Genomic DNA, 21,818 nt, shown 5'->3' with positions numbered 1-21,818 from the left:
GTTTATCGATAATAATTGTATACAATATCCCTTTTTGATAAGTTAGCGCACACATTAATAAAAGTAGAGACCAAAAATGAAACTAACACGCGCTACTTCTCTGTTGTTAACAGGGTTACTTGCTTCGGGTTGTGCCTCGACTACAAGCGAGCCAACAGCCACCCTTTTACAAAGCCCTATCACAATTAACACACAAGCTTATTGGCAATTAGGGTTAACCAGCAGTGACTTTGATGCCCTAGTTACCAATCTAAACGCTGGTGCCGATATTAATGAAACACTTTATGCCCTGCGCGGTTTTAGCTATTTTGGCAATACGAAAAACCTAACGACTGAGCAACTAATTGCATTGGATAGCGCGTTATTTGCCCGCATGAAAACCATCGCGAAAGACGACTACCGCACCATCGAAAATTACGCGGTAACACTTTACCGCTATTACTATTTTGATGATTTAAAAGATAAATTAGCTAAGCACTTACCTTTACTTCCAAATGTAGCGCTTAGCGATTCAAGCCCGCTTGCAGCGCAATATGCTAAATGGGAACAACTTCGCGCCATTGGTTTTTTAGCATTTGAAGCACGCGGTGAAGATGAGATTAAACAAGCGGTACTTGCACAAACTGACTGGCAACAAGAATTACTCGACTTACTTCAAAACGATAACGGTTGGCAGCAAGCGCACGCGGCTTGGGCGCTTGGCTACATTCATTATCTTTTAGATGATGAAGCAGCTGAAAAAGCACTTGATGAAAAAGTGTGGCAAGCACTTGAGCAAAACCCAAACACAAATAAAGAGTTTATCTTTTCACAGCGTTATTTAGTAAATAGCTTCCGTGGTAAATCAGCTTGTGATGAGGAATTTAAAGGCCGCTGCAGCGAAATAAAACTTGATGATGCCCTGCCAATTAACCATAAATGTTCCGATTCGCTGTTTATTCGCGCACAAACTTTGACTACCGAGCAACTTAATATAAGTTGCGAGCGTTTAATTTCGCAAGAGTCACATTTCCATGACGTATACGCTACCAACCGCCAACCTGTGCCAAACGATTTTAATGAAGCACTGCGTGTTGTTATTTTTGATAACTACACAGGCTACAACCAGCACGGCCAAATGATTTTTGATATCAGCACCGACAATGGCGGTATGTACATTGAAGGTAAGCCGAGCAAACCCGGTAACCAAGCTACTTTTTATTCTTTTAAAGCATTTTGGAAAGAAGATTTTTCGGTTTGGAACCTGAACCATGAATACGTGCACTATTTAGATGGCCGTTTTAATAAATACGATGGTTTTGGCCACTTTCCAAGCCACTTAGTTTGGTGGAGTGAAGGTGGCGCAGAATTAATAGCGCAAGGGAACAGTAATGACCGCGTAAATAAGTTATTGCACGAAACCGAGCAAGCAAAATGGCCTACCTTGCGTGAAGTCTTTGACACTACCTACCAAGATGGTTCAAAACGTGTTTACCAGTGGTCGTATTTAGCACACCGTTATTTATCTGAGAATGCCTTAGAGGATTATCGTCAGTTAGCGCACTTTTTACGCACCGATTACTTTGACGGCTACAGTGAGTTACTCGACAGTTTAGTGGCAAAGCACAGCGATACGTTTGCACACTATTTAGCAAGCTATAAGCAAACTAACCCACACCAAGAAGCCGCGCAAAAAGAAAAGCCAAATAGACTTTATCGTTATTTATATCGCGATTATTTAATGCCTAAAACGCTTAAAGTTAACGCCGAGCATAATCATATTTTATAACCGCAAAACAAACTTTTATTGAGCAAATGCGCTTGCTGAGTTACATTTGTGTTAACTTCTAATAACACACGGCTAGCAAGCGCTTTTATGCAGTATTCATCGGGCGATAATGTAGACGCAATTACCACCAGAGCTAATCAGTTAAGTATTATTAACGAGTTTGCCTCGTCGCTCATTCGTATTGTTGATCTCGACGAGCTCTACGACTACGTGACGCATCAAGTAGTTAAACGTCTTGGTTTTGATGAATGTTCCATTTTTATCGCCGATTTAGAAAAGCAAATACTCAACCAAGTTTCATCCATTCATAAACACAATAATATTGAAAATGAACAACTCGCTATTTCTATTTCAGAAGGTATTTGCGGTCATGTGTTTGAAACCGGTTGCGCGGAAATTATTAGCGACGTATCACAAGACAAGCGTTACTTAGATATTAGCGGCAACGTGCTTTCGGAAATATGTGTACCACTAGTTTACGACGGCCAAGTACTTGGCGTAATTGATTGCGAACACCCTGAGAAAGACTACTACACAGCCGATCACTTGAGTATTTTAACGACCGTTGCGTCAATGCTCAGCGCCAAAATTGACCAGTGCAAAACGGTTGCCAATCTTACCGATACTATTAATCAACTTAACTACGCACAGCTGCTTGAAAAAGGCATGTTGCAAATTGCTAACTTAAGTTCAGATTCGCAGACCATGGACAGTTTTTATACTGGCCTGCACGACATTGTTAAAACCTTACTGCCTGCCGAAAATTTGTTTATTGGTTATTACAATAAACAAACCCGTGGCTTAGAAATTCCGTACATTATTGAGCATGGCGTAGAGCGCATTACGTTAAAACGCTTTAGTAATGCGCAAATACAAAAAACCGCATCGGTTTATGCCATCAATAAGCAACAAGCCGTACTAATCAATGGCGATGAATACCAACGCCATATTGATAACGGTGACTTTGATTTAATTGGTGCACAGCCTAATTCTTGGCTTGGTGTACCGTTTGAGTTAAACGACGAGCTATCGGGCATTATTGTGGTGCAGAGTTACAACCACAGCGTTAGCTACACCGAGCATGATAAAGACTTATTAACTTATATTAGCCAACAAATTCGCCTTGTAATTAATCGCGTTTTTGCCGAGCAAGCATTGCAACACAAAGTAATGCACGACGAACTCACAGGCATTGCCAACCGTGCATTGTTAATTGACCATTTAACCCTTGCGATTAACGCACTTGGCCGCAGTAATAACCCTAAAATTCATGCCCTGCTCTATTTAGACTTTGATCGTTTTAAAATGATTAACGATACTTTAGGCCATCAAGTCGGGGATAAATTTTTAGTTAAGATCTGCAACATTATTGGTCAATGTATTCGCGAAACCGATACCTTTGCACGCTTAGGTGGCGACGAGTTTGCTATTTTACTGTGTGATATTTTTGGCGCAGAAGACGTTACACCTGTAATTGAGCGCATAAAGCTCGCGCTGAAAGATCCTATTTTAATTGATGACCATTTACTGCAAGCATCAACCAGCATTGGTGTTGCCTTTGCCAACAAAGACACCGACGAAGCCTATAAAATTTTGCAGCGAGCAGATGCCGCAATGTACCAAGCAAAATCACTTGGCCGTGGCAAAGTACAGTTTTTTAACGACACCATGCGACAAAAACTGAAAGGCGCTGCACTTTTAGAAAGCGATATTCAAAGTGGTATGAATAAACACGAGTTTGCGCTTTTCTATCAGCCTATTTTTACCATTCAAACGGGCGAAATCATTGGTTTTGAAGCCTTAGTGCGTTGGCATCACCCTGAGCGTGGGTTTATTTCACCTGCTGATTTTATTCCACTAGCAGAAGAAACCGGGCAAATCCTCGCCCTTGATTTACATATTTTAGAACTTGCGGCAAAACAATTACGCCTTTGGCACGGCACATTACCTGAAGACTTTAAAGTGACCGTAAATGTGTCGTCTAAGCATTTTTCAACGTTAGAGTTTGCTGATTTTATTCAGCGTCTTTACTTTGAATACAAATTGCCATTAGGTAGTTTATGCATTGAAATTACTGAATCGGGGCTAATTGAAAACCTTTCCCTTGCGACAGAAATTATTGAAAAGCTGAAAACCTGCGGCGTAAAACTGTGTTTAGATGACTTTGGTACGGGTTATTCGGCACTCGGTTATTTGCATCAATTACCTATTCATATTTTAAAAATTGATAAAAGTTTTATTGATAACCTTAACTGCGGCGAAAACCACCCATTGGTTGATGCTATTTTAACGCTTGCCAGCGCCCTTGAATTTGACGTGGTAGCTGAAGGAATTGAAACACAAACCCAGCTCGACGTACTAAAACAAACTAAATGCCAATATGGTCAAGGCTTTTTAGTAGCAAAACCTATGCCTGCAAAACAAGCGTTTACCTTTTTAACCACAGGAAAACTGAGTTAAGCCAAACTCAGTTTTCCTGCATATCAAACGTGACTTAAACGAGTTCTTGTCTGAGCTCTTTTGCTGCGGTTACCATGTTTTTAAGTGCTGCTTGGGTTTCTTGCCAGCCACGGGTTTTTAAACCGCAATCTGGGTTTATCCAAAGACGCTCCACCGGCACTTTCTTCGCGGCCTCTTTCATCAACTGTTTAATCCACGTTACCTCTGGAATATTCGGACTGTGAATATCGTAAACGCCAGGTCCTATCTCATTTGGATAATCAAAATCTTCAAATGCGTTAAGTAATTCCATATTTGAACGCGACGTTTCAATGGTAATCACATCTGCATCCATATCGGCAATCGCCGCGATAATATCGTTAAATTCGGCATAACACATATGGGTATGAATTTGCGTGCTGTCGCTTACGCCAGATGCCGATACACGAAACGCATACGCCGCCCAGTTTAAATAGTCTTGCCACTTTGATGCTTTTAACGGCAAGCCTTCACGAAATGCAGGTTCATCAATTTGAATAATGTTTATGCCCGCTTTTTCTAAATCAACCACTTCGTCGCGCAGTGCCAGCGCTATTTGATTGGCAATTGTTGGTTTATCAAGATCATCGCGGATAAACGACCAAAACAAAATCGTCACAGGGCCTGTTAACATGCCTTTCATCTGTTTATTAGTGAGTGATTGTGCATATTCGGTCCAGTTAACCGTCATCGGGTGTTTACGGCTAATATCGCCCCAAATAATCGGTGGCTTAACACAACGTGAGCCATACGATTGCACCCAGCCAAATTGGGTAAAGGCAAAGCCTTCAAGCAATTCGCCAAAATACTCCACCATATCATTACGCTCTGCTTCGCCGTGAACTAACACATCGAGGTCCACAGTTTCTTGCTGTGCAACGGCATAAGAAATTTCATTTTGCATTTGAGCCGTGTAATCAGCTTCGCTAATATTACCGGCTTTAAAATCGCGACGCGCCTTACGGATAGCCGTTGTTTGCGGGAAAGAGCCGATAGTAGTGGTTGGTAAAATAGGTAAACCAAGCGCTTGCTTTTGAACCAACTGACGTTTAGCAAAAGGGCTCGTACGCTCACCATCTTGCTTGGTTAGGCTATCAACGCGTAACTTCACTGCACCATCGTTTACACGCAGCGATTTAGCACGCGCTTTCACTGGCGCTGAATAGTCAATGAGCGAAGTTATATCCCCCGACAGCAAGGCCTGTTTCAATAACGATAATTCGTGCCCTTTTTGTTTTGCAAATGCAAGCCAGGATTTAATTTCACCATCAAGCGTTGTTTCCAAGGCTAAATCAACAGGCGTATGTAACAACGAGCACGAAGGCGCTAACCAAACATGCTCACGTGATGAAACGAGCGATTGTATTTGGTTGTAAACCGCTTCGAGATCCGTTTTCCAAATATTACGGCCGTTGATAACACCTAAAGACAATACTTTGTCTTTAGCTATGCGCTCGTTAATGTTCTCTATATCTTGCGCTTCGGCAACCAAATCAAAATGCACGCCGTCTACTGGGTACGCTGCAATATCATCTAGGTAATTTTCTACTGAACCAAAATACGTTGCCAGCAGCAGCTTTATACCTTGTCCATGCAGTTTATTAAAACTTGTTGTAAGCGCTAAACGGTATTCCTTCGTTAGTTCTAACGCTAAAATAGGCTCATCTATTTGCACCCATTCAACACCTAAATCAGCTAATTTACTCAGTACATGTTGATACGCTGTCAGCAGACGTGGCAGCAGGTCTAACTTATCAAATTCGCCGACAGTTTTTGCCAAATGCAAATAAGTTACCGGACCAACCAATACAGGTTTCACCTGGAGACCAAGCGCTTGCGCTTCTTTTACCTGATCAAATAGCTCGGTAAAGCTAATTTCAAATGTTTGATTTTCAGTCAGTTCAGGTACGATGTAGTGATAGTTGGTATTAAACCACTTGGTCATTTCACTGGCTGCACAAGCACAGCCCGAAGGCGCCTTACCACGACCAATTCGAAATAAAGTATCTAGATCAATTTCCCCAGTGCTACTTTGATGGCGTTTTGGTACAACACCAAACAGCAAAGAGGTACTAAGTACATGGTCGTACCATGCAAAATCCCCTACAGGCAACAACTCAACACCTTGGCTTTGCTGTAGTTGCCAATTGTCTTTGCGAATTGCTTGTCCTTGCTCTTGCAGTTCTGTGAGTGAACTCTCATTTCGCCAATAGGCCTCAACCGCCTTTTTAAGTTCGCGCTTTTTCCCGATACGTGGAAAACCTAAGTTGTGAATTGTAATTGCCATCTTGATATCCTTTTTATTTAAGACGTTTAGATGGCTAAATATTAGTGGTAAATTTATTTCAACAAAATCGCAAGTTTTTCCAATTTAACTTGAAATAAATTAATACAAAATAGAAAAGCAAATTTTTCCATATAAGCCAAACACCAATTGACAGCGCTATCATAATCTACACATATATATAAAATAGAAATTTATTATTGAAATGACGACGATATGTACAAATCAACATTGAAACATGAAAAATAAACAGCTAGTATCAAATCTCTCTCACGGTCGTTCAAGTTTAATATGAGTATTCCTAAAGATGATTGATGTAAAACACCTTAAAACCATCGCAACCCTTAAAGAGACAGGGTCTTTGGTTAATACCGCGCGAGAGCTTTTTCTAACCCAATCTGCTTTATCTCACCAAATCAAAGATTTAGAAAACAAACTCGATTGTCAGTTGTTTGAGCGTAAAACACACCCCGTACGTTTTACGCCACAAGGTATGTTGTTGTTAGAGCTTGCGAATGATGTACTGCCAAAAGTGGAAGCAACCAAATGCAGATTAAAAGAGAGCTTAAACCAACCTATCTCGCAATTGCGTTTAAGCGTTGAATGCCATGCGTGTTTTCATTGGTTATTGCCAACAATTAAAGAATTTAACAACTTTTGGCCGGATATTAAGGTGGATTACGAGCGAGGCTTTAGCTACGACGCCATTCCGGAACTGTTAAATGATGAGTTGGATTTAGTACTTACATCGGATATTCGTGAAACAGAACGCCTTGAGTTCGCACATTTATTTGATTTTAAGTTAAAGCTAATTGTCAGCCCAGATCATCCGCTAGCTAAAAAAGCGTATGTAACCGCGCTTGATTTAAAAGACGAAACGATTATTTCGTATCCTATTCCACGCGAAAGACAAGATATTTTTAAGCACTTTATTCAAAATGCGCGTTTCGATGGCACCTTAAAAACTGTCGATCAAGGCCTGCTTATTTTTCAGCTTGTAAGCGCCGGTATGGGTGTTGCTGCTTTACCAGATTGGCTAGTAACCCCTTATGAAAGCCAAGGATTAATTAAGTCAATTCCATTAGGTGCGCTTGGTTTATCACGCCCTATGTATTTAGCGATGAAAAAAACCATGAGCGACAACCCAGTTTATCGCCACTTTTTAAATACCTGTAAACAAAAAAAGGGTTAGCACATGCTAACCCTTTTATCTATTTAACTACAAATTAGCTTTCTAGTTCTTCATTAATTTGCTCTTCGCCACTTAATAACATTGCAAGCCAGCGTCCTTCTTCACTGTTTTCAAGGGCAATTTTCACAACCATGGTAAGCGGTACAGACAGCAACATGCCTACAGTGCCAAGTAACCAGCCCCAAAACAATAATGATAAAAACACGACAAGTGGTGATAAGCCTAAGCCTTTACCCATAAAGCGTGGCTCTATCATATTGCCCATTACGGTGTTAATTGCCATGTAACCAATGCCAATTAAACCTGCAACGCCAGGTCCTTGCAGTACAACAGCCAGTAATACCGCCGGAATTGCCGCAATGATAGAACCGATATTAGGAATATAATTTAAGAAAAATGCCAGCACGCCCCACAAAATAAAGTAGTCGATGCCAAATGCCCAAAGCATTACCGTAACCAAAACACCGGTCGCTAAACTAACCAGTGTTTTGATAGCGAGATACGAATTAACCGAGTCTAAAAATAGGTCGATTTGTTTTTGCTTCATATCGGGATCATCAAGGGCTAAATGCACTTTTTTACCGATATAAGGCGCTTCAACTAGCATAAATACAACGGTTAGAATAATTAAAAACAAGTCAGCCATTACGCCACCAACGCCGGCGAGTGTATTCGCAGCAAGGTCGATAAGTTTACCGGGATCTAAAAACGACATAATGCGATCTTTATCGATCAAAATATTATACTCAGCCAACATGGTTAATAGGCCTGAGAACTCGGTTTGTAATTGCTCTTTATACACGGGAACATTTTGTGAAAAGCCATTAACCGATTGACCAACAAGCCCTGCCAGACTGACCACAATTAACATAATTAGTAAAATAACCAGTGTAATTGCTGCACCTTTTGGTACGCGATAACGCCCCATTAAATTAATCAGCGGACTACAAATAATGGCAATAAATACGGAGAGTAAAAACGGAACGACAATTGCGCTTGCTAATTTCAAGCCGGCTAAAACAACGATTAAAGCCGCAAAAATCAATAAACTTTTACTGGCACCAGTAAAATTGGGCTGAACCATAGCTATCCTTAGTTCGTATTATCACTTTGTTCTAATTAGCGCTATGCTACATTATAAGCGTGGCAAATAGAAAGCTATTTGATTTATCTATGAATATTTTAATCACTGGGGCCACAGGCCTAATTGGCTCACACTTGTGTAAGCACTTAGCAAACCATCATAAGTTGATGGTGCTAACCCGCAAAAAAGAAAAAGCGTTTACCATTTTGGGGCACCATGTAAATGCGTTTGAAACCCTCGACGACATTGATTTTAACCACCTTGATGTTGTGATTAATCTTGCCGGTGAACCGATAGCCGATAAGCGCTGGAGCAAAACGCAAAAACAAAAAATTGAATCTAGCCGCTGGCACATTACTGAGCAAATCACCGACAAAATTAACGCAGCAGATAACCCACCACATACGTTTATTTCGGGCAGTGCTATTGGCTATTACGGCAGGCAAACTGAGCCGGTTGATGAACAGCATAACCAACCTTTTGATGAATACAGTCACTATCTTTGCAAACAGTGGGAAACGCTTGCCAAAAAAGCTCAATCGGATAAAACCCGCGTGTGTATTTTGCGCACTGGTGTGGTGCTTGCAAAACACGGTGGTGCACTGAAAAAAATGGTGCCGCCATTTCAATTTTGCTTAGGCGGCCCTATTTCAGATGGTAAACAGCAAATGTCGTGGATCCACATTAACGACATGGTTAACATTATTTTGTTTTTAATCGAAAACGAATCGCTAAGCGGTGTGTTTAACGCAACGGCGCCTAATCCAGTTTCGAATAATCAATTCTCTGAAAGTTTGAGTGAAACATTAGAAAAGCCAAACTTTTTTAGAATGCCCGAATTTGTATTGCGATTAATGTTTGGTGAGATGGCTGATTTACTGGTATTTGGTCAAGCGGTTAAACCAAAAGCGTTGCAAGACGCAGATTTTAAATTTCATTTCCCACATTTAAAACCCGCCCTTGAGAATATATTAGGTGGGCGATAACGCCCACTTTTTTATAGTGCCCTAACAAGTCCTTGGGTGTTTTTTCGCAGCGTTTTTGCCACTAAACTGTAACCAAGCACTGCTACGAATAAGGCTCCAACTACAGGCCCGTAAAGCCACATTGTTGGATGCAAATTACCAATTTGCTCAAACATACGATACTGCACAACAAGCAATGCAATATCGCTAAACAGTGCTGCGGCAATACCGGCAAATAAACCAAGCAATACAAATTCATAAAGCACCGCATTTTTAATGAGCTTGGCTTTAGCACCAAGGGTTCGCAATATCACCACTTCTTGCATGCGGTCGTGCAAACTTGCCTGCACTTGCGACACCAATACTAACGCACCGCAAATCACCACAATTATCAGTACAAAACTAATGGCCGTTGCCACTTGGTCGATAGTTGAGCGCACCTGCTTTATCATTGAATCTACATCAATAATGCTCACGCTAGGGTGATTGCGCACGAGCTGCTGTAAGGCACGTTTTGACTCTTTTGGTGTGCTAATGGCAGAAATATACGTTGCCGGAAATTGTGACAGCACTTTTGGGCTTAAAATAATAAAGAAGTTGGGCTGCATGGTAGACCAATTCACCCCGCGCAAACTGGTGATTTTGGCACTAAAACGCTGCGAGCCAATTAAAAACTCAAGCTCATCGCCAATTTTCACACCCAACCGCTCAGCCATAGATTGCTCCATGGAAAGCTCGTTGGCATCGGGATTTAACCACTCACCTTCAACAATTTCATTGTGCTTTGGTAAAGTATCGCGCCATGTTAAGTTAAGCTCACGACCAACACCCGAGCGCGCTTCTTCATCGCGTTTTTCATTTTCTTGCGCCGATACTGACCGTGCTACTTGCTCATCGTTAATGCTATTTACGCGACCACGCACCACAGCATAAAAATCGGTTTGCTGAATGTTGTTTTCGGCTAAGAAATTTGCGATATCACTGCGTTCATATTCGCTAATATTTACCAAAAAGCCATTTGGCGCGTTTTCAGGTAATTGCGATTGCCAATCGGCAATTAAATCGTTTTTCATCACTACTAAAAATAAAATGAGCTTGATTGCAAGTGCAAAGCTAATTACTTGCACCGCATTGGCGTTAGCGCGTTTTTGTAACGACGCAATTGCCAAAGACCAGCTATTACTTGGCTTTAATCCCAATTTACGTGAGGAGGTAAACAATAGTCGGCTTAAACCAAATAACATACCTGCTAAAAGCGCGCACGACACAAACATAATGCCCGCAATCACAACACTGCGACTAAATAAGCACATCAAGCCAAACACGGTAAGTGTTGCAAGTAACAAATGCAGTTTTGATACTTTGAGGGTATCCCCTAAATTACGGCGCAAAACGCGCATTGGTGGGATATCAAATAAGTCCATTAACGGTTTTAGCGAGAACATAACGGCACAGATCAAACCGGTAAAGGTGGCGAGTCCAAGCGGCCAAAGTGATGCTGGCGGCAGTGCTTTACCCATTTTTTCACTCAGCACATCGATTGCGATAACTTGTAAAATAAAACCAAGCAATAAACCAATAATAACCGAAAACACAGTCACTAACAGTAAATGCACAATGTAGATATTACGAATCGTCGTGCGCGAACCGCCGAGTGTTTTCATCATTGCAACAGGGTCGTACTGACGCTCACAATAGCGCCTTGCAGACACAGCAATTGCTACCGCTGCAAGCATAATACCCAGCAAGCCTGCCAGTAATAAAAAGCGCTCAGCGCGGTTTACAGAATCAGATACTGGACCTTGGCGATCTTTTACGCCATACCAACGTTGGTTTTCAAGCAATTGCGGTTTGAGCCAAGCGTAATAATCATTAAGTTGCTGCTCGGTGCCGGCATATAAATAACGATAAGAAACACGACTGCCCGGTTGGATAACCTGTGTTTTTTCAACATCAGCGATATTCATTAACACCCGACGCGAACTCGAAAAAATCGCAAATGGTGCATCAGGCTCTTCAGCAAGAATTTTTTCTGCAATGAAATTGGCTTCACCAATTTCAACCACATCCCCTACTTCAATATTTAAGCTGTAAAAAACCGTATCAGACAACCATATATTGCCAGGCGCTGGATGGGCATCGGTAACATACTCAGCTCCTTCAAAGCTGTCTTTAAGTTTTAATTGGCCTTTTAGTGGGTACCCTTCGTCGGTTGCCTTAATGTACGCAATTTGCATTTCATCGTTGGCAAAAAGCATGCTATCAAAGCCATACCAAGTGGCCGTTTGCAGGCCGTCATCAATCGCTTTTGTAAGGAATTCTTGTGGCAGTTTGTGGTTACTTTGCAAACCGCGATCTGCGGCAATAAACTCGCTGCTTTTTTGATTGATTGAAAGACCGATGCGATCAGTGATGGATGACAATGTCATTACCGTCATCACGGCAAGCGCAATCGCAAGTAATATAATATTGAGTTCGCCTCGTTTTAACTCTTGGCGAAATAATTTAAACGCTAATTTAGCCCACATCAGCCTGTACTCCGATACGGTCATCGATTAATTGGCCTGCGTCTATATGCAGCGTACGTTGGCACTTTTCAGCAAGGTGTTCATCGTGCGTAACCAACACTAAAGTTGTGCCGGCGACTTTATTTAAGTCAAATAAAAGTTCTTCAATGATGCGACCATTTTTACTGTCTAGGTTAGCCGATGGTTCATCTGCGAACAGTACCTTAGGTTCGCCAATGTAGGCGCGCGCAATCGCAACGCGCTGCTGTTCACCGCCCGATAGTTGTGACGGAAAATGATGTAAACGGTGTGAAAGCCCTACTTTTTCAAGCAGTTCTTTGGCTTTTTCTTCAGCGTTTGTTTCACCTGCGAGCTCCGCCGGTAACATTACGTTTTCAAGAGCCGTTAGGCTTTGTACCAACATAAACGATTGGAAAATAAAACCGACGCTCTTTGCGCGTACCGCTGCACGCTGCTCTTCATCTAAATTATGTAATGGCTCGCCATCTAAAAATATTTCACCTTGAGTGACGCTATCAAGGCCCGCAAGTAGCGCAAGCAAGGTAGATTTACCTGAGCCCGATGCTCCGACAATCGCAATTGACTCGCCTGGCTTGACATTAAAACTGATGCCAGAGAGGATAGTTAGGTCGCCATCAAGTGTTGCGACAGTTTTTTCAAGGTCTTTAACCTGAATCACATTCATTTGCGAAAGCTTATTCATAGGACTCTCAATGTTGTTACGTAGTTTATTTGTTATCTTACTTGTTATTAGTTACACGGCAATCGCCAACACCGATCACAGTGATGGTAAAAGCGACAAAAATCAAGTAACTAAATTACTTATCTTAGGTGACAGCTTAAGCGCAGGCTATGGTTTAAAACAAGAACAAGCGTGGCCTCAGTTGTTACAAAATGCGTACAACCAAGAAAAATCCCCTATCCGTTTGATAAATGCAAGTATTAGCGGCGAAACCAGTGGTGGTGTATTGCAACGTCTTCCCGCTTTATTAGATGAACATTCGCCAAACTGGGTATTAGTAGAAATAGGCGGTAACGACGGTTTACGCGGCTATCCGGTAAAATTACTCAAGAAAAATTTACGCCAAATTATTGATAAAAGTTTAGCTGCAAACGCAAACGTCATTTTAATGGAAGTAGCTATTACCCCTAACCTAGGCAAGCGCTACGCAACACTGTTTCAAAACGCCTATAAGCAAGTTGCGAATGAAAAATCTGTACCAACCATTCCATTTTTTATTGAATCGGTGGTGACCAAGCCTGAGCTTATGCTTCCAGATGGCATTCATCCAAACGCAAAAGCACAACCGTTATTAGCAGACGTAATGAAACAACATTTTGCAGATATTATTTTAAACAACTAACCGGTATTGAGAATCGGCTCACGTTAGCAGCAACGTTAACTGACAAAATACCGCTATCGAAATTAAACAGCCCATTAAATAAAGAATATTGATTTAGGAGAATTAGCTGATTCGCTTTTAAATACGTTTATTTTTTGAGTTGTTACATTAATGAGTCTTGATAGTGAGCCGCTATAAAATATCTCTAATTGTTTAGACGAAGAACGCATGTATTCGGTGGGTTAGGTAAAACAATAACAATCGTACGTGACCAGATATTTCTAACTAAAGCAGCGAACACTTTCATTAAATCGTATGTTTATCACGCAGTTAAACTTAGACTAGTTGCTTTTACATAAATCCGAGAATACACTAGCAACAATGTCGGCATATAGCGCAGCTTGGTAGCGCACTGTCATGGGGTGTCAGGGGTCGCAGGTTCAAATCCTGCTATGCCGACCATTCTTTTCAATAACTTAGCCCCGTTTCTATGTAAGTTATTTTCTTCAAAATTTCTTTGTGTAGCCAATGTGTAGCCACTCAACGCTTTTTATAGTCGGGAAATAATGCTTACTTCATTTAGTTGTTCGCGCGTACTGGTTGCTTAACTCCCTTTTTACGATGTCTGAAAATACCCTAAATAAACTTAGCTAGTTTCATATATTGCTCTAAGCTTTTACGTAATCCCCACACGCCAGAAAAGCCGTTTCTTTGTAGATATCTAAATAAGCTTTTACGAGTCCAACTGTTTCCCCAGCTAGTTTTTATACCCTTTTTGTTAAGGTGGTTAACTAAGGCATGATAACTAGGATTTTTATATCGGCTGGATTTATTGAGTAATCCTACCAACGTTTCAAATACTAATTTATCATTTTCTGTTTTGTTAGCTGATTTCATATTACCTCTTGTAAATCTTTGACAACTCTAGCAACATTAGATCACATTTTATCAGACCAGTTAACGAAAAGGACATTCCATGTATCGCTTCACTATTCCTTTAGTATTGCTAACTTTAGCTGCTTGCAAATCAACCACACCACCGGTAAAAACTGAAGAAATCTCAATTCCAAAACTAAACATTGCTAACACTGTTACATTAGGTGAAAGGATGCTAATGCAAGTAAAGGGCTTTCAAGCTAGCTCAGTAACTGTGTCTGCTGCTGAAGGTTATGGAACAAGTATTTCGGCTGGTAAATATTGTGAGAGAGTCCCAAATTCACACCGCTATTATTCACCTAACCTTCAAGCTGTAGGGCTTAAGAATGGCTACGGTAAAATAGTGGGATATTCAAATTTTATAACGTATGACAAAAGAGATGGTGAAATTTGTGGCGCTACAATGAGTTGCTACTCTAGCAATGAAATCTCTGTAATTTATAGAGAGCAGGATCATTGCCTAGTCTCTAATTCTTTGCAGCAAATTATTGAGTATAATGGTCGTAATGGCGAAATATTAAACTTTACTTATCGTGAGTTTACAGACGGTATGATACGAACTCCGTTCACAACGAATTTTACGCTCGACCTATCTCAAGGTAAATTGTTAACGTATAAAGGAGCGGTAATAGAAATTATAAGTGCTACAAACAGCTCAATTGAATATAAGCTAACTAAAAACTTTAATAGCACAACCAACTAGTCCTATTCTTGAGCACCTGTAAATTTGCCCAACAAACTAACCCTCTCATTCAATTAAGGAGCTTAGGCTGTATGGGTTATTGTTCAGGTGCTAAAGACTTACAAAACAGTTGAAAGTTAGGTAAACACTCAAAAATAGTTAGCTTAGTTCTTGATACCCAACAACCACTAACCAGTTGAATTTTAAAGGCTAAGATAATTTTAAGTTAGGTATTAAGTTAAAATGCCAACTTTCCTATTTTAGCCTTTTCTACTCTCGCTAGTCCTAATCCGTTTAATGACTACCCTGTATTTACTGAGCTATTTTTTACTTTTTGTAGAAAGTTACTTAACTGCCTAACTAAAAACGAGCAAAGCCCTTATGAATAAAGGGCTTTAGTGGGGTTAGGTAAATAATTCATAGCTTAACTTTACTTAACTAACCTAACAGTTGATATAAAAGAAGCGGCTAGTAACCTCTTAATTTATAGCGTGTTTGATTCCCCCCTGCTTTTTTAGCTTGTAGATAACCCTCGCGGCTTAACTGCTTTAATGCTTTACCGATAACACCGCTTGTATAAGAGTTAAGTTTTTTATCTTCATAAATTAACTCACCTGCTGAAAACCAACCATTAATACATTGTGGCCTATCAATTTCGTTTGCAAAATCGATCATACTCGCTGGTGCTATGTAATTGTCGTATATGTAGCTATAAGCAAAGCCCTTATCTTGGTAGCTATCATTAAACTTGGCTATTTGCTGCAAATCTTCGTCTTTTAACATCCAGCCATGACCATCTAAATAGAGCTGTTTAACTTCAAGCCAAAACTGTTTTAGCTGTAACTCATCGACCTGTTTCAGTGAGCCTGTACCATCATAGTGCCAGCCTAACAGCTCGTTTAGCTTATCCATGTTAGCGGCTTTTTCCATTTCAATGACAGCAAAGCGACTTGAACCTGTTTCATCCTTTAAAAACTCACTACCGTTAACCGTGGCAATAAAATGTGTTTGCCTTGGTTTTTTAATATCGAGCCTTGCATAAGGCGGCCTTACTGTATCGACTTTATTAGTGATAAACGCTTTTAAACTACCTTGGGAGTTTTTACTGGTGCGTTCAAGCTCCCCTAGCTCAACAATAAATGAGCGAATACACGATAAAACACTGTCTTTATCATCGGGGTTTAATGCCGCCCCTTCTAAAAAAGCGTGTGGTATTATTTCAGCAAAGCGAGAAACAAACGCCGTTTTTCTAAAAGATTGATCACCTTGTAACACTGGCACAAGCTTACTGTTAAAATTACTTTCATAAAGGGAAGCCACACAACCCACCAGCCAATGTTTTAGTATGGTGTCAGCTAACGTTTCATGTTTAGCATTTAAACAGCTAATAACCGCACTTACGCGCTCTTTACCGTCCCATTGTTCATCATCAAGATATAGTTTAATAGGGTGATACTTGCTTTCTTCACATAGAGCTATCAAATGTGTATTAACAGCTTTTTCAGGTAAGCCATAAATATTTGCAGCAGAAATTAATTTACTATTAATGCTGTCATAAGAGTCGGCTATTAAGTCGCCAAAAATATCACACACTTCATTATTAAACGTCATCATATTGAGCCTAAACCCTAAACCGCAAAAGTTACCTAAATCGGCTAAGTTTTGGTTAGTGTTTAAAACTCTCACATTACCTTTGCTATCTTCTTTTAGGTCAGTAAAACGTGGTCTGTCTAATACTGTGTTTTGTGGTAAATCAATTTCGTACTTATTATGTGGTGCGGGTATAGTATCAATCATAGCTTACCCCCTTCACCTAAAAACAATGTCTGGCTACGTTGGTTTTGCTTATTGATTTTGTACTCTTTTAGGTTGTGTTTATGCAAGTCAGGAAAGTACGTTTCAGCAATTTGCTTTAACGCTCTTTTATAATCCCCCTGATAGGAACGTATCACCATAAAATCAAACTTATCTATACACAGGCCATTAGCGCAAGGGTCATTTTCATGGTGTGAATAATAACGTTCTTTACCATCGGTATGGCTTGTTAATATGTAAGCCCCTGCTTGTTTGCTTGTGGACTCTGGCGGCAAATAAGCTTTACCTTGTGCTTTATAGCCATAACTTAAAAGTAGTTCATGCCATACGTAAGCACTGTTTACAGCATCTATAATAGACACCTGCTTACCTATAAGCTGAGTTTGATAAGTTGGTTTTATGGGCAGACTAGTAGCCTGTTCTAGCTGTTTATTTTGCTCTGTTTCAAATAACAATGCGTCTTTGTAAAGCTGTGAGCTTTCAACATCAAGCGCCCTTCCTTCTGCAATTTTAAATTGGTAACTATCACTTTTTAAACGTACAGGTAAATACATTATTTGCTGTGGACGCTTAGCGCAATCATCAGCCATAAAAACATAGCTCAAATAGCTTTCCATTAAAGCCCATACCTCATAAGTGACAGAAGCGGCTAGTTCTATATAAACTCTATAGCGGTTTGTTGCGGAGTGTTGCTGGTGGCTTGCAGTGGTATGAATTAAGTATGACTCTATACACATACTCTCTAGCATATCGCCAATAGTATCTAGCTCTAAATTAGTATCGTCTAAATCAAGCCTAAGCAACGTAAAGTTATCATGTAATAGAATCGACTCTTTCGTTTTATTAGGCGCATCGGTAGCCGCTATAACGGCCGATCTAGCTTTAGCTTCTTTAGGTGTTAATGCGCCTAAGTCTTGAGGGCTTTTAACCTTTAGCTTTAACTCATGCCAATTTATATGCGTAAAATCAGCGGTTACATTGTGGCTTTTAGCGTGTAAAAAATTAAGCATAGCTATCACCTCGATCTGGAAGAGCACTATTTGTTACTGGGTTTCTGTGTGTACCATCAGCGAGCAATTGCTGTTCATTTCGAGTATAATTAAATGTGCAATTTACTAGTATAATCAGCCCTTTTAACAGGGCTTTTTTTTGTAAAATCATAAAGCCCCCGATTTGAACAAAGTGATCAATAGTGTGACTAATACTATTAACTGAAAAACTAAATATAATAATAAAAATAAAACATCACTAAGCTTTACACCTACCTCTGAGTTGAGTAACTTATCAACCGCAAGCTTTATTTGTTTGTAACTTTTAAAAGGGCTCATTCTTTTGACTCCTTTTTTGGCTGGTGGCGAGTCTCTAAACTTTTCCCACCAGTATTTGAATTAGAAGCCTTTACAGTTGGTGCTGTATTGGCTTTTTCATTTTGGGCTTGTTGATTGTAGTGATCATCATTTGCAGCATTACTCACTAAGTCGGCAAGTTCTGACTTAGCTCTAATTGATTCGATAAAGGCTTTAGACTCCCTAATTCGGCCTTGCTTAGCCAGTTTGTGCGAATCTTGTTTATATTCACTTTTCCGTTCAGCTCTTGCTTTTGCATCATCAGGCTTTGAACCTGATTTATGCCTTGGGTCTAAACTACGCGCAAAAATAACGCCTTTATCATTTGTATGGTTAATAATGTTCCAGCAATACTTATCACCCCCTAAAATTTGTAATGGGCTTCGCTGGCGACCATTAAAGATGCGGGTTAATTCGGTTTCTGCCACCTCATCATTATCTAAAAGTAATAAAAGCAATTGGTACGCTTGGCTGTTTAGTTTAGGTATATAACAGGGGTTAAAATCATTTAGCTTTTTCATTGCTATACCTCCTTACCTGTTAGCCAATTATCTAAGTCAGCTTTTCGATAAATACAGCAACGGCTACTAATACGAATTTTATTTGGAAAAGTTGGGTCTTGTTCAGCTAAACGCCATAATGTCGGCTTGCTCACACCAATGTAAGCAGCCGCATCTTTTAAGCGTAAGTTGTCTGCAATTTGATTTGTACTCATAAATGAAACCTCATTTGTTAATAGTGATTTCACTTTATATGAGGTTATATAGCTGCTGGGTGATCAAAAGTGTATCTATTAAAAAATACAGTCTTTTCTGAGAAAAATAGGATCAAAAGATAAATCGAGGAATGGCATTTTAATTGGATCAATACTAGTTTTTACTTGAGGTTGCTTATCTTTACCATCGCGTAAGTATTTGGCTAATTTATACTGACTATTCTTTGTTGCCTCATAAACCCAAAAAGGCTTTGAGATTAACACATTTAGACTGGGTAAAGACTTAATACCCTGCTTTTCAAATGCTTTTATAAGTCCATAAACTAAATTCAAAGAGCTCTTAAAAACACTCCAATCTTTTATCACTGGCCGTAATTCATCCTTCTCTCCGTGATTTTTAATATTTTGAAAATCAAATCGGTTACTGTAAAGCTCCTGAAAATCTGACTGATAATTCCCGAAAGCAAAACCATCATCATAATTTTGATAAAACGCATAATATTTTACTAAAAAATCATACCAACCACGATTGATAGTCTCTTCACCACTCGCAGCTTGATTTACATAATTACAGTAATGAGTATAAGCTTGCCATAGAACACAAGCTTTATAGTGTCGTTTTTTGCCTTTACTCAGGCAAGTATCTATACGCGGCCACTCTTTTGGGCTCTCAAAATGTTTATTAAGTTCTGTTATGGAATTTTGTGATCTTAATACCGCCTGTAAAAGCGAGTCGCTAAAATTTTCACGTTCACGCTGTTTACTTGCTTCTGGATAAGAAATAAAAGAAATATACTCGATTGCCGCTAAGCTTGTTTCAGTTACTCCTTCGACTTTCTGATATCTATTAGGGATTGCAGCCATCACCTGAAACTGATTACAATACGAGCCTAACTCAAAACGCAAATCCCTTTGTTCCTCTTTACATAACCTTTGCACTACTCACCTCATTAAAGTTATTAAGATTACTTAAAATGTTCGCTATATCAGTTTCATCATGCCTTAGATAGTTAGCCGCGATCATCGAACCATCTTTATGCCCGACTAAACCCGCAATAGTTAATACAGGCACTCCACGCGCCACCAGCTCAGATATAAAGTTATGCCTAAATGAATAGAAATCTAAGCTCTCAGGCACACCACCAAGCGCTTTAACATGCTTCCAGTGTCTTAGGTGGGCTTTGCGCTCTAAACTTTTGTTGGTGCGCTCTGACTTGAATATTAAGCCATGTTTAGCCTGTTCTTGTTGTGATGCCCAGCTATCGAATACAAACTTTAATTCACCCGTAACAGGAAACTTTACCTTTCGGCTGTTTTCCGCCTTTTTAGTTTTGCTAGGTGTAAAGGTTAATGTCGTTTGATCATTAAATTGGTTAAATAGTAAGTTTTCCCATTTCAAATTATAAATGTCGGCTGGGCGCATACCTGTTAAACGCGCTATATGGCAAAAGGGAATAAACCAGTGCGGATAATTTAAGTTATCTAAATTTATTAAATGGCTTTTACCGTGGGCTATGCTTGAACGTCTTTGCTCTTTCAACTTATCAGCATAAAGCGTTAGCCCTGTATGTATTTGCTGTTTAACTTCATTACTGAATATATCGCGCTGGTGGCTTAACTTTTCGTTATGGGCTTCTAACTCATCTTGCTCTTTAATTGTTAACGCTGGCAAGGTAAGACTTTTAATTGGGTTCACTTTCAGAATAGGCTCACTTACGCCTTTTAACGGTTGGGCGGCATAGTTCAGCATGGCTTTAAATGCGCCAAAATCTCTTACTAGCGTAGAGCGCTTTATGCCTTTAGCTCTGCGTTTGTTGTACCACTGTAAAATATCAGCACTATTTAATTTATCCATATCACGGTTAAACAAGTGCGAAAAATTATGCTTAATCACTTTTAAAGTGCCAGCACCGTACCTGTAGTTGTCTAACTTATGGGGCGAATAGATAGCATCAAAAAAAGCCCCCACAGTTAAGTAAACATTTGCCGCTTTTAATTGTTCTTCTTCACGTTGTATTTGTGCTAGTTCTTCTTTATACGAGAGAGGATCTATTCCATCCCTAAGCTTAGCTTTCCATGAAATAGCTTCTTGTGCCGCTTGATTTGGTTTTACATTAGCGTCTGCAATTGTTGCTGTTCTTCGTTTTCCGAGTAAATCTGTGTAGCGCAATCGCCATGCGCCACCACTGGAAAGTTTAAGATAAAAGAAACCTGCAATTTTATCGCACCCTAACTGCTGTCGTGGTGAAGCAGCTTTTTTAAATACTGATAATTTAGCCTGAGTAATTGAAGTTAGATCCGCCATATTCAAACCGAGCGTGTAGCCAATGTGTAGCCAGTATAACCTGATTTTCAGAAATTTGCTGAAACCTTATGAAAATAAAAAATAAAGCTAAACAATAGCTTATTATTTTTAGGCTTTAAAAACAACACGTTTGGATGTCATGGGGTGTCAGGGGTCGCAGGTTCAAATCCTGCTATGCCGACCATTCTTTTCAAAGACTTACACCCATTTCCCTTTTCTAACAAATTCCTTTTTATTTTTCGTGTAGCCAGTATTAAATAAAGTTCAGGTTATGTCAGGTTTTGTTAAGTGATCTTCCCCTGAAATTCTAGACACCTAGCTTACCGAATTATATCGGATCTCAAACTCTTCAGGGGACTGATGGCCTAGATGGCTGT

General features: G+C 39.9%; 17 protein-coding genes and 1 tRNA gene. 7 read left to right on the top strand and 11 right to left on the bottom strand.

Annotated features, from left to right (window positions below):
- Positions 1 to 76 precede the first annotated feature (76 nt).
- Complete coding sequence (locus tag AN214_RS15640; RefSeq protein ID WP_054980580.1) at positions 77 to 1,768, top strand: collagenase; 1,692 nt, start codon at positions 77 to 79, stop codon at positions 1,766 to 1,768.
- Between the two features lie 87 nt (positions 1,769 to 1,855).
- Positions 1,856 to 4,228, top strand: a complete 2,373-nt coding sequence (locus AN214_RS15635) for a GGDEF domain-containing protein (protein ID WP_054980579.1) — start codon at positions 1,856 to 1,858, stop codon at positions 4,226 to 4,228.
- Positions 4,229 to 4,262: 34 nt separating this feature from the next.
- Here the strand turns inward: AN214_RS15635 and metE are convergent, their stop codons facing one another.
- Positions 4,263 to 6,533 carry a 5-methyltetrahydropteroyltriglutamate--homocysteine S-methyltransferase gene (metE, locus tag AN214_RS15630; protein ID WP_054980578.1) on the bottom strand — a complete coding sequence of 757 codons (2,271 nt, stop codon included), beginning with the start codon at positions 6,531 to 6,533 and terminating at the stop codon, positions 4,263 to 4,265.
- Between the two features lie 304 nt (positions 6,534 to 6,837).
- Here metE and AN214_RS15625 point away from each other — a divergent pair, with 304 nt between their 5' ends.
- The gene (locus AN214_RS15625; protein WP_010559883.1) at positions 6,838 to 7,722 is read left to right on the top strand and encodes a LysR family transcriptional regulator; all 885 of its coding nucleotides are present in this window, start codon (positions 6,838 to 6,840) and stop codon (positions 7,720 to 7,722) included.
- 34 nt (positions 7,723 to 7,756) lie between these two features.
- On the opposite strand, the gene AN214_RS15620 is transcribed toward AN214_RS15625, so the two are convergent.
- Positions 7,757 to 8,806 carry an AI-2E family transporter gene (locus AN214_RS15620; protein WP_010559882.1) on the bottom strand — a complete coding sequence of 350 codons (1,050 nt, stop codon included), beginning with the start codon at positions 8,804 to 8,806 and terminating at the stop codon, positions 7,757 to 7,759.
- A gap of 89 nt (positions 8,807 to 8,895) precedes the next feature.
- On the opposite strand from AN214_RS15620, the gene AN214_RS15615 reads away from it, so the two are divergent.
- Positions 8,896 to 9,792, top strand: a complete 897-nt coding sequence (locus tag AN214_RS15615; protein WP_054980577.1) for a TIGR01777 family oxidoreductase — start codon at positions 8,896 to 8,898, stop codon at positions 9,790 to 9,792.
- Positions 9,793 to 9,803: 11 nt separating this feature from the next.
- Here the strand turns inward: AN214_RS15615 and AN214_RS15610 are convergent, their stop codons facing one another.
- Both AN214_RS15610 and AN214_RS15605 read right to left on the bottom strand, forming a co-directional pair.
- Positions 9,804 to 12,299, bottom strand: coding sequence for an ABC transporter permease (locus AN214_RS15610; protein ID WP_054980576.1), 2,496 nt, complete (start codon positions 12,297 to 12,299; stop codon positions 9,804 to 9,806).
- Entirely contained in the window at positions 12,289 to 13,002 is a 714-nt protein-coding gene (locus tag AN214_RS15605) for an ABC transporter ATP-binding protein (protein WP_054980575.1), read from the bottom strand. Before AN214_RS15605 ends, AN214_RS15610 begins: the two co-directional genes overlap by 11 nt.
- Before the next feature lie 10 nt (positions 13,003 to 13,012).
- Between AN214_RS15605 and AN214_RS15600 the strand changes: the two genes are divergently transcribed.
- Positions 13,013 to 13,663 (top strand): arylesterase, encoded by a 651-nt coding sequence (locus AN214_RS15600; protein ID WP_054980574.1) that lies wholly within the window; start codon positions 13,013 to 13,015, stop codon positions 13,661 to 13,663.
- A 364-nt stretch (positions 13,664 to 14,027) separates the two neighbouring features.
- Positions 14,028 to 14,104 (top strand) — tRNA-Pro (locus tag AN214_RS15595).
- A gap of 174 nt (positions 14,105 to 14,278) precedes the next feature.
- Here the strand turns inward: AN214_RS15595 and AN214_RS15590 are convergent.
- Positions 14,279 to 14,539, bottom strand: coding sequence for a hypothetical protein (locus AN214_RS15590; protein WP_054980573.1), 261 nt, complete (start codon positions 14,537 to 14,539; stop codon positions 14,279 to 14,281).
- Between the two features lie 79 nt (positions 14,540 to 14,618).
- On the opposite strand from AN214_RS15590, the gene AN214_RS15585 reads away from it, so the two are divergent.
- Positions 14,619 to 15,281 (top strand): hypothetical protein, encoded by a 663-nt coding sequence (locus AN214_RS15585; RefSeq protein WP_054980572.1) that lies wholly within the window; start codon positions 14,619 to 14,621, stop codon positions 15,279 to 15,281.
- A 447-nt stretch (positions 15,282 to 15,728) separates the two neighbouring features.
- Here the strand turns inward: AN214_RS15585 and AN214_RS15580 are convergent, their stop codons facing one another.
- The 6 genes from AN214_RS15580 to AN214_RS15555 form a co-directional block, all read right to left on the bottom strand.
- Entirely contained in the window at positions 15,729 to 17,057 is a 1,329-nt protein-coding gene (locus AN214_RS15580) for a VapE domain-containing protein (RefSeq protein ID WP_054980571.1), read from the bottom strand.
- Positions 17,054 to 18,085, bottom strand: coding sequence for a hypothetical protein (locus AN214_RS15575; RefSeq protein WP_054980570.1), 1,032 nt, complete (start codon positions 18,083 to 18,085; stop codon positions 17,054 to 17,056). The genes AN214_RS15580 and AN214_RS15575 overlap by 4 nt, the downstream gene beginning before the upstream one ends.
- Positions 18,086 to 18,399: 314 nt before the next feature.
- On the bottom strand, positions 18,400 to 18,942 hold the full coding sequence (locus AN214_RS15570; RefSeq protein ID WP_054980569.1) for a hypothetical protein: 543 nt from the start codon (positions 18,940 to 18,942) through the stop codon (positions 18,400 to 18,402).
- Between the two features lie 2 nt (positions 18,943 to 18,944).
- A complete protein-coding gene (locus AN214_RS15565; RefSeq protein ID WP_054980568.1) occupies positions 18,945 to 19,136 on the bottom strand; it encodes an AlpA family transcriptional regulator in 192 nt (63 codons plus the stop codon).
- A 78-nt stretch (positions 19,137 to 19,214) separates the two neighbouring features.
- Entirely contained in the window at positions 19,215 to 20,075 is an 861-nt protein-coding gene (locus AN214_RS15560; RefSeq protein ID WP_054980567.1) for a hypothetical protein, read from the bottom strand.
- Positions 20,059 to 21,441: an integrase family protein gene (locus AN214_RS15555; protein WP_054980566.1), complete on the bottom strand. Its 1,383-nt coding sequence runs from the start codon at positions 21,439 to 21,441 to the stop codon at positions 20,059 to 20,061. The genes AN214_RS15560 and AN214_RS15555 overlap by 17 nt, the downstream gene beginning before the upstream one ends.
- Between the last annotated feature and the right edge of the window lie 377 nt (positions 21,442 to 21,818).

The organism is Pseudoalteromonas sp. P1-9, from assembly GCF_001399975.1.
GTDB lineage: Bacteria > Pseudomonadota > Gammaproteobacteria > Enterobacterales > Alteromonadaceae > Pseudoalteromonas.
Note: the sequence above shows the minus strand (reverse complement) of the source record. Positions and strands in the feature narration are given on the sequence as shown.

Excerpts from the sequence above, each read along its gene's own strand:
- AN214_RS15640 (WP_054980580.1), top strand. The coding sequence starts at position 77 with ATGAAACTAACACGCGCTACTTCTCTGTTGTTAACAGGGTTACTTGCT.
- metE (WP_054980578.1), bottom strand. The coding sequence starts at position 6,533 with ATGGCAATTACAATTCACAACTTAGGTTTTCCACGTATCGGGAAAAAG.
- AN214_RS15555 (WP_054980566.1), bottom strand. The coding sequence starts at position 21,441 with ATGGCGGATCTAACTTCAATTACTCAGGCTAAATTATCAGTATTTAAA.
- AN214_RS15580 (WP_054980571.1), bottom strand. The coding sequence starts at position 17,057 with ATGATTGATACTATACCCGCACCACATAATAAGTACGAAATTGATTTA.
- AN214_RS15625 (WP_010559883.1), top strand. The coding sequence starts at position 6,838 with ATGATTGATGTAAAACACCTTAAAACCATCGCAACCCTTAAAGAGACA.
- AN214_RS15600 (WP_054980574.1), top strand. The coding sequence starts at position 13,013 with ATGTTGTTACGTAGTTTATTTGTTATCTTACTTGTTATTAGTTACACG.
- AN214_RS15575 (WP_054980570.1), bottom strand. The coding sequence starts at position 18,085 with ATGCTTAATTTTTTACACGCTAAAAGCCACAATGTAACCGCTGATTTT.
- AN214_RS15620 (WP_010559882.1), bottom strand. The coding sequence starts at position 8,806 with ATGGTTCAGCCCAATTTTACTGGTGCCAGTAAAAGTTTATTGATTTTT.
- AN214_RS15585 (WP_054980572.1), top strand. The coding sequence starts at position 14,619 with ATGTATCGCTTCACTATTCCTTTAGTATTGCTAACTTTAGCTGCTTGC.
- AN214_RS15570 (WP_054980569.1), bottom strand. The coding sequence starts at position 18,942 with ATGAAAAAGCTAAATGATTTTAACCCCTGTTATATACCTAAACTAAAC.
- AN214_RS15635 (WP_054980579.1), top strand. The coding sequence starts at position 1,856 with ATGCAGTATTCATCGGGCGATAATGTAGACGCAATTACCACCAGAGCT.
- AN214_RS15610 (WP_054980576.1), bottom strand. The coding sequence starts at position 12,299 with ATGTGGGCTAAATTAGCGTTTAAATTATTTCGCCAAGAGTTAAAACGA.
- AN214_RS15615 (WP_054980577.1), top strand. The coding sequence starts at position 8,896 with ATGAATATTTTAATCACTGGGGCCACAGGCCTAATTGGCTCACACTTG.
- AN214_RS15605 (WP_054980575.1), bottom strand. The coding sequence starts at position 13,002 with ATGAATAAGCTTTCGCAAATGAATGTGATTCAGGTTAAAGACCTTGAA.
- AN214_RS15565 (WP_054980568.1), bottom strand. The coding sequence starts at position 19,136 with ATGAGTACAAATCAAATTGCAGACAACTTACGCTTAAAAGATGCGGCT.
- AN214_RS15590 (WP_054980573.1), bottom strand. The coding sequence starts at position 14,539 with ATGAAATCAGCTAACAAAACAGAAAATGATAAATTAGTATTTGAAACG.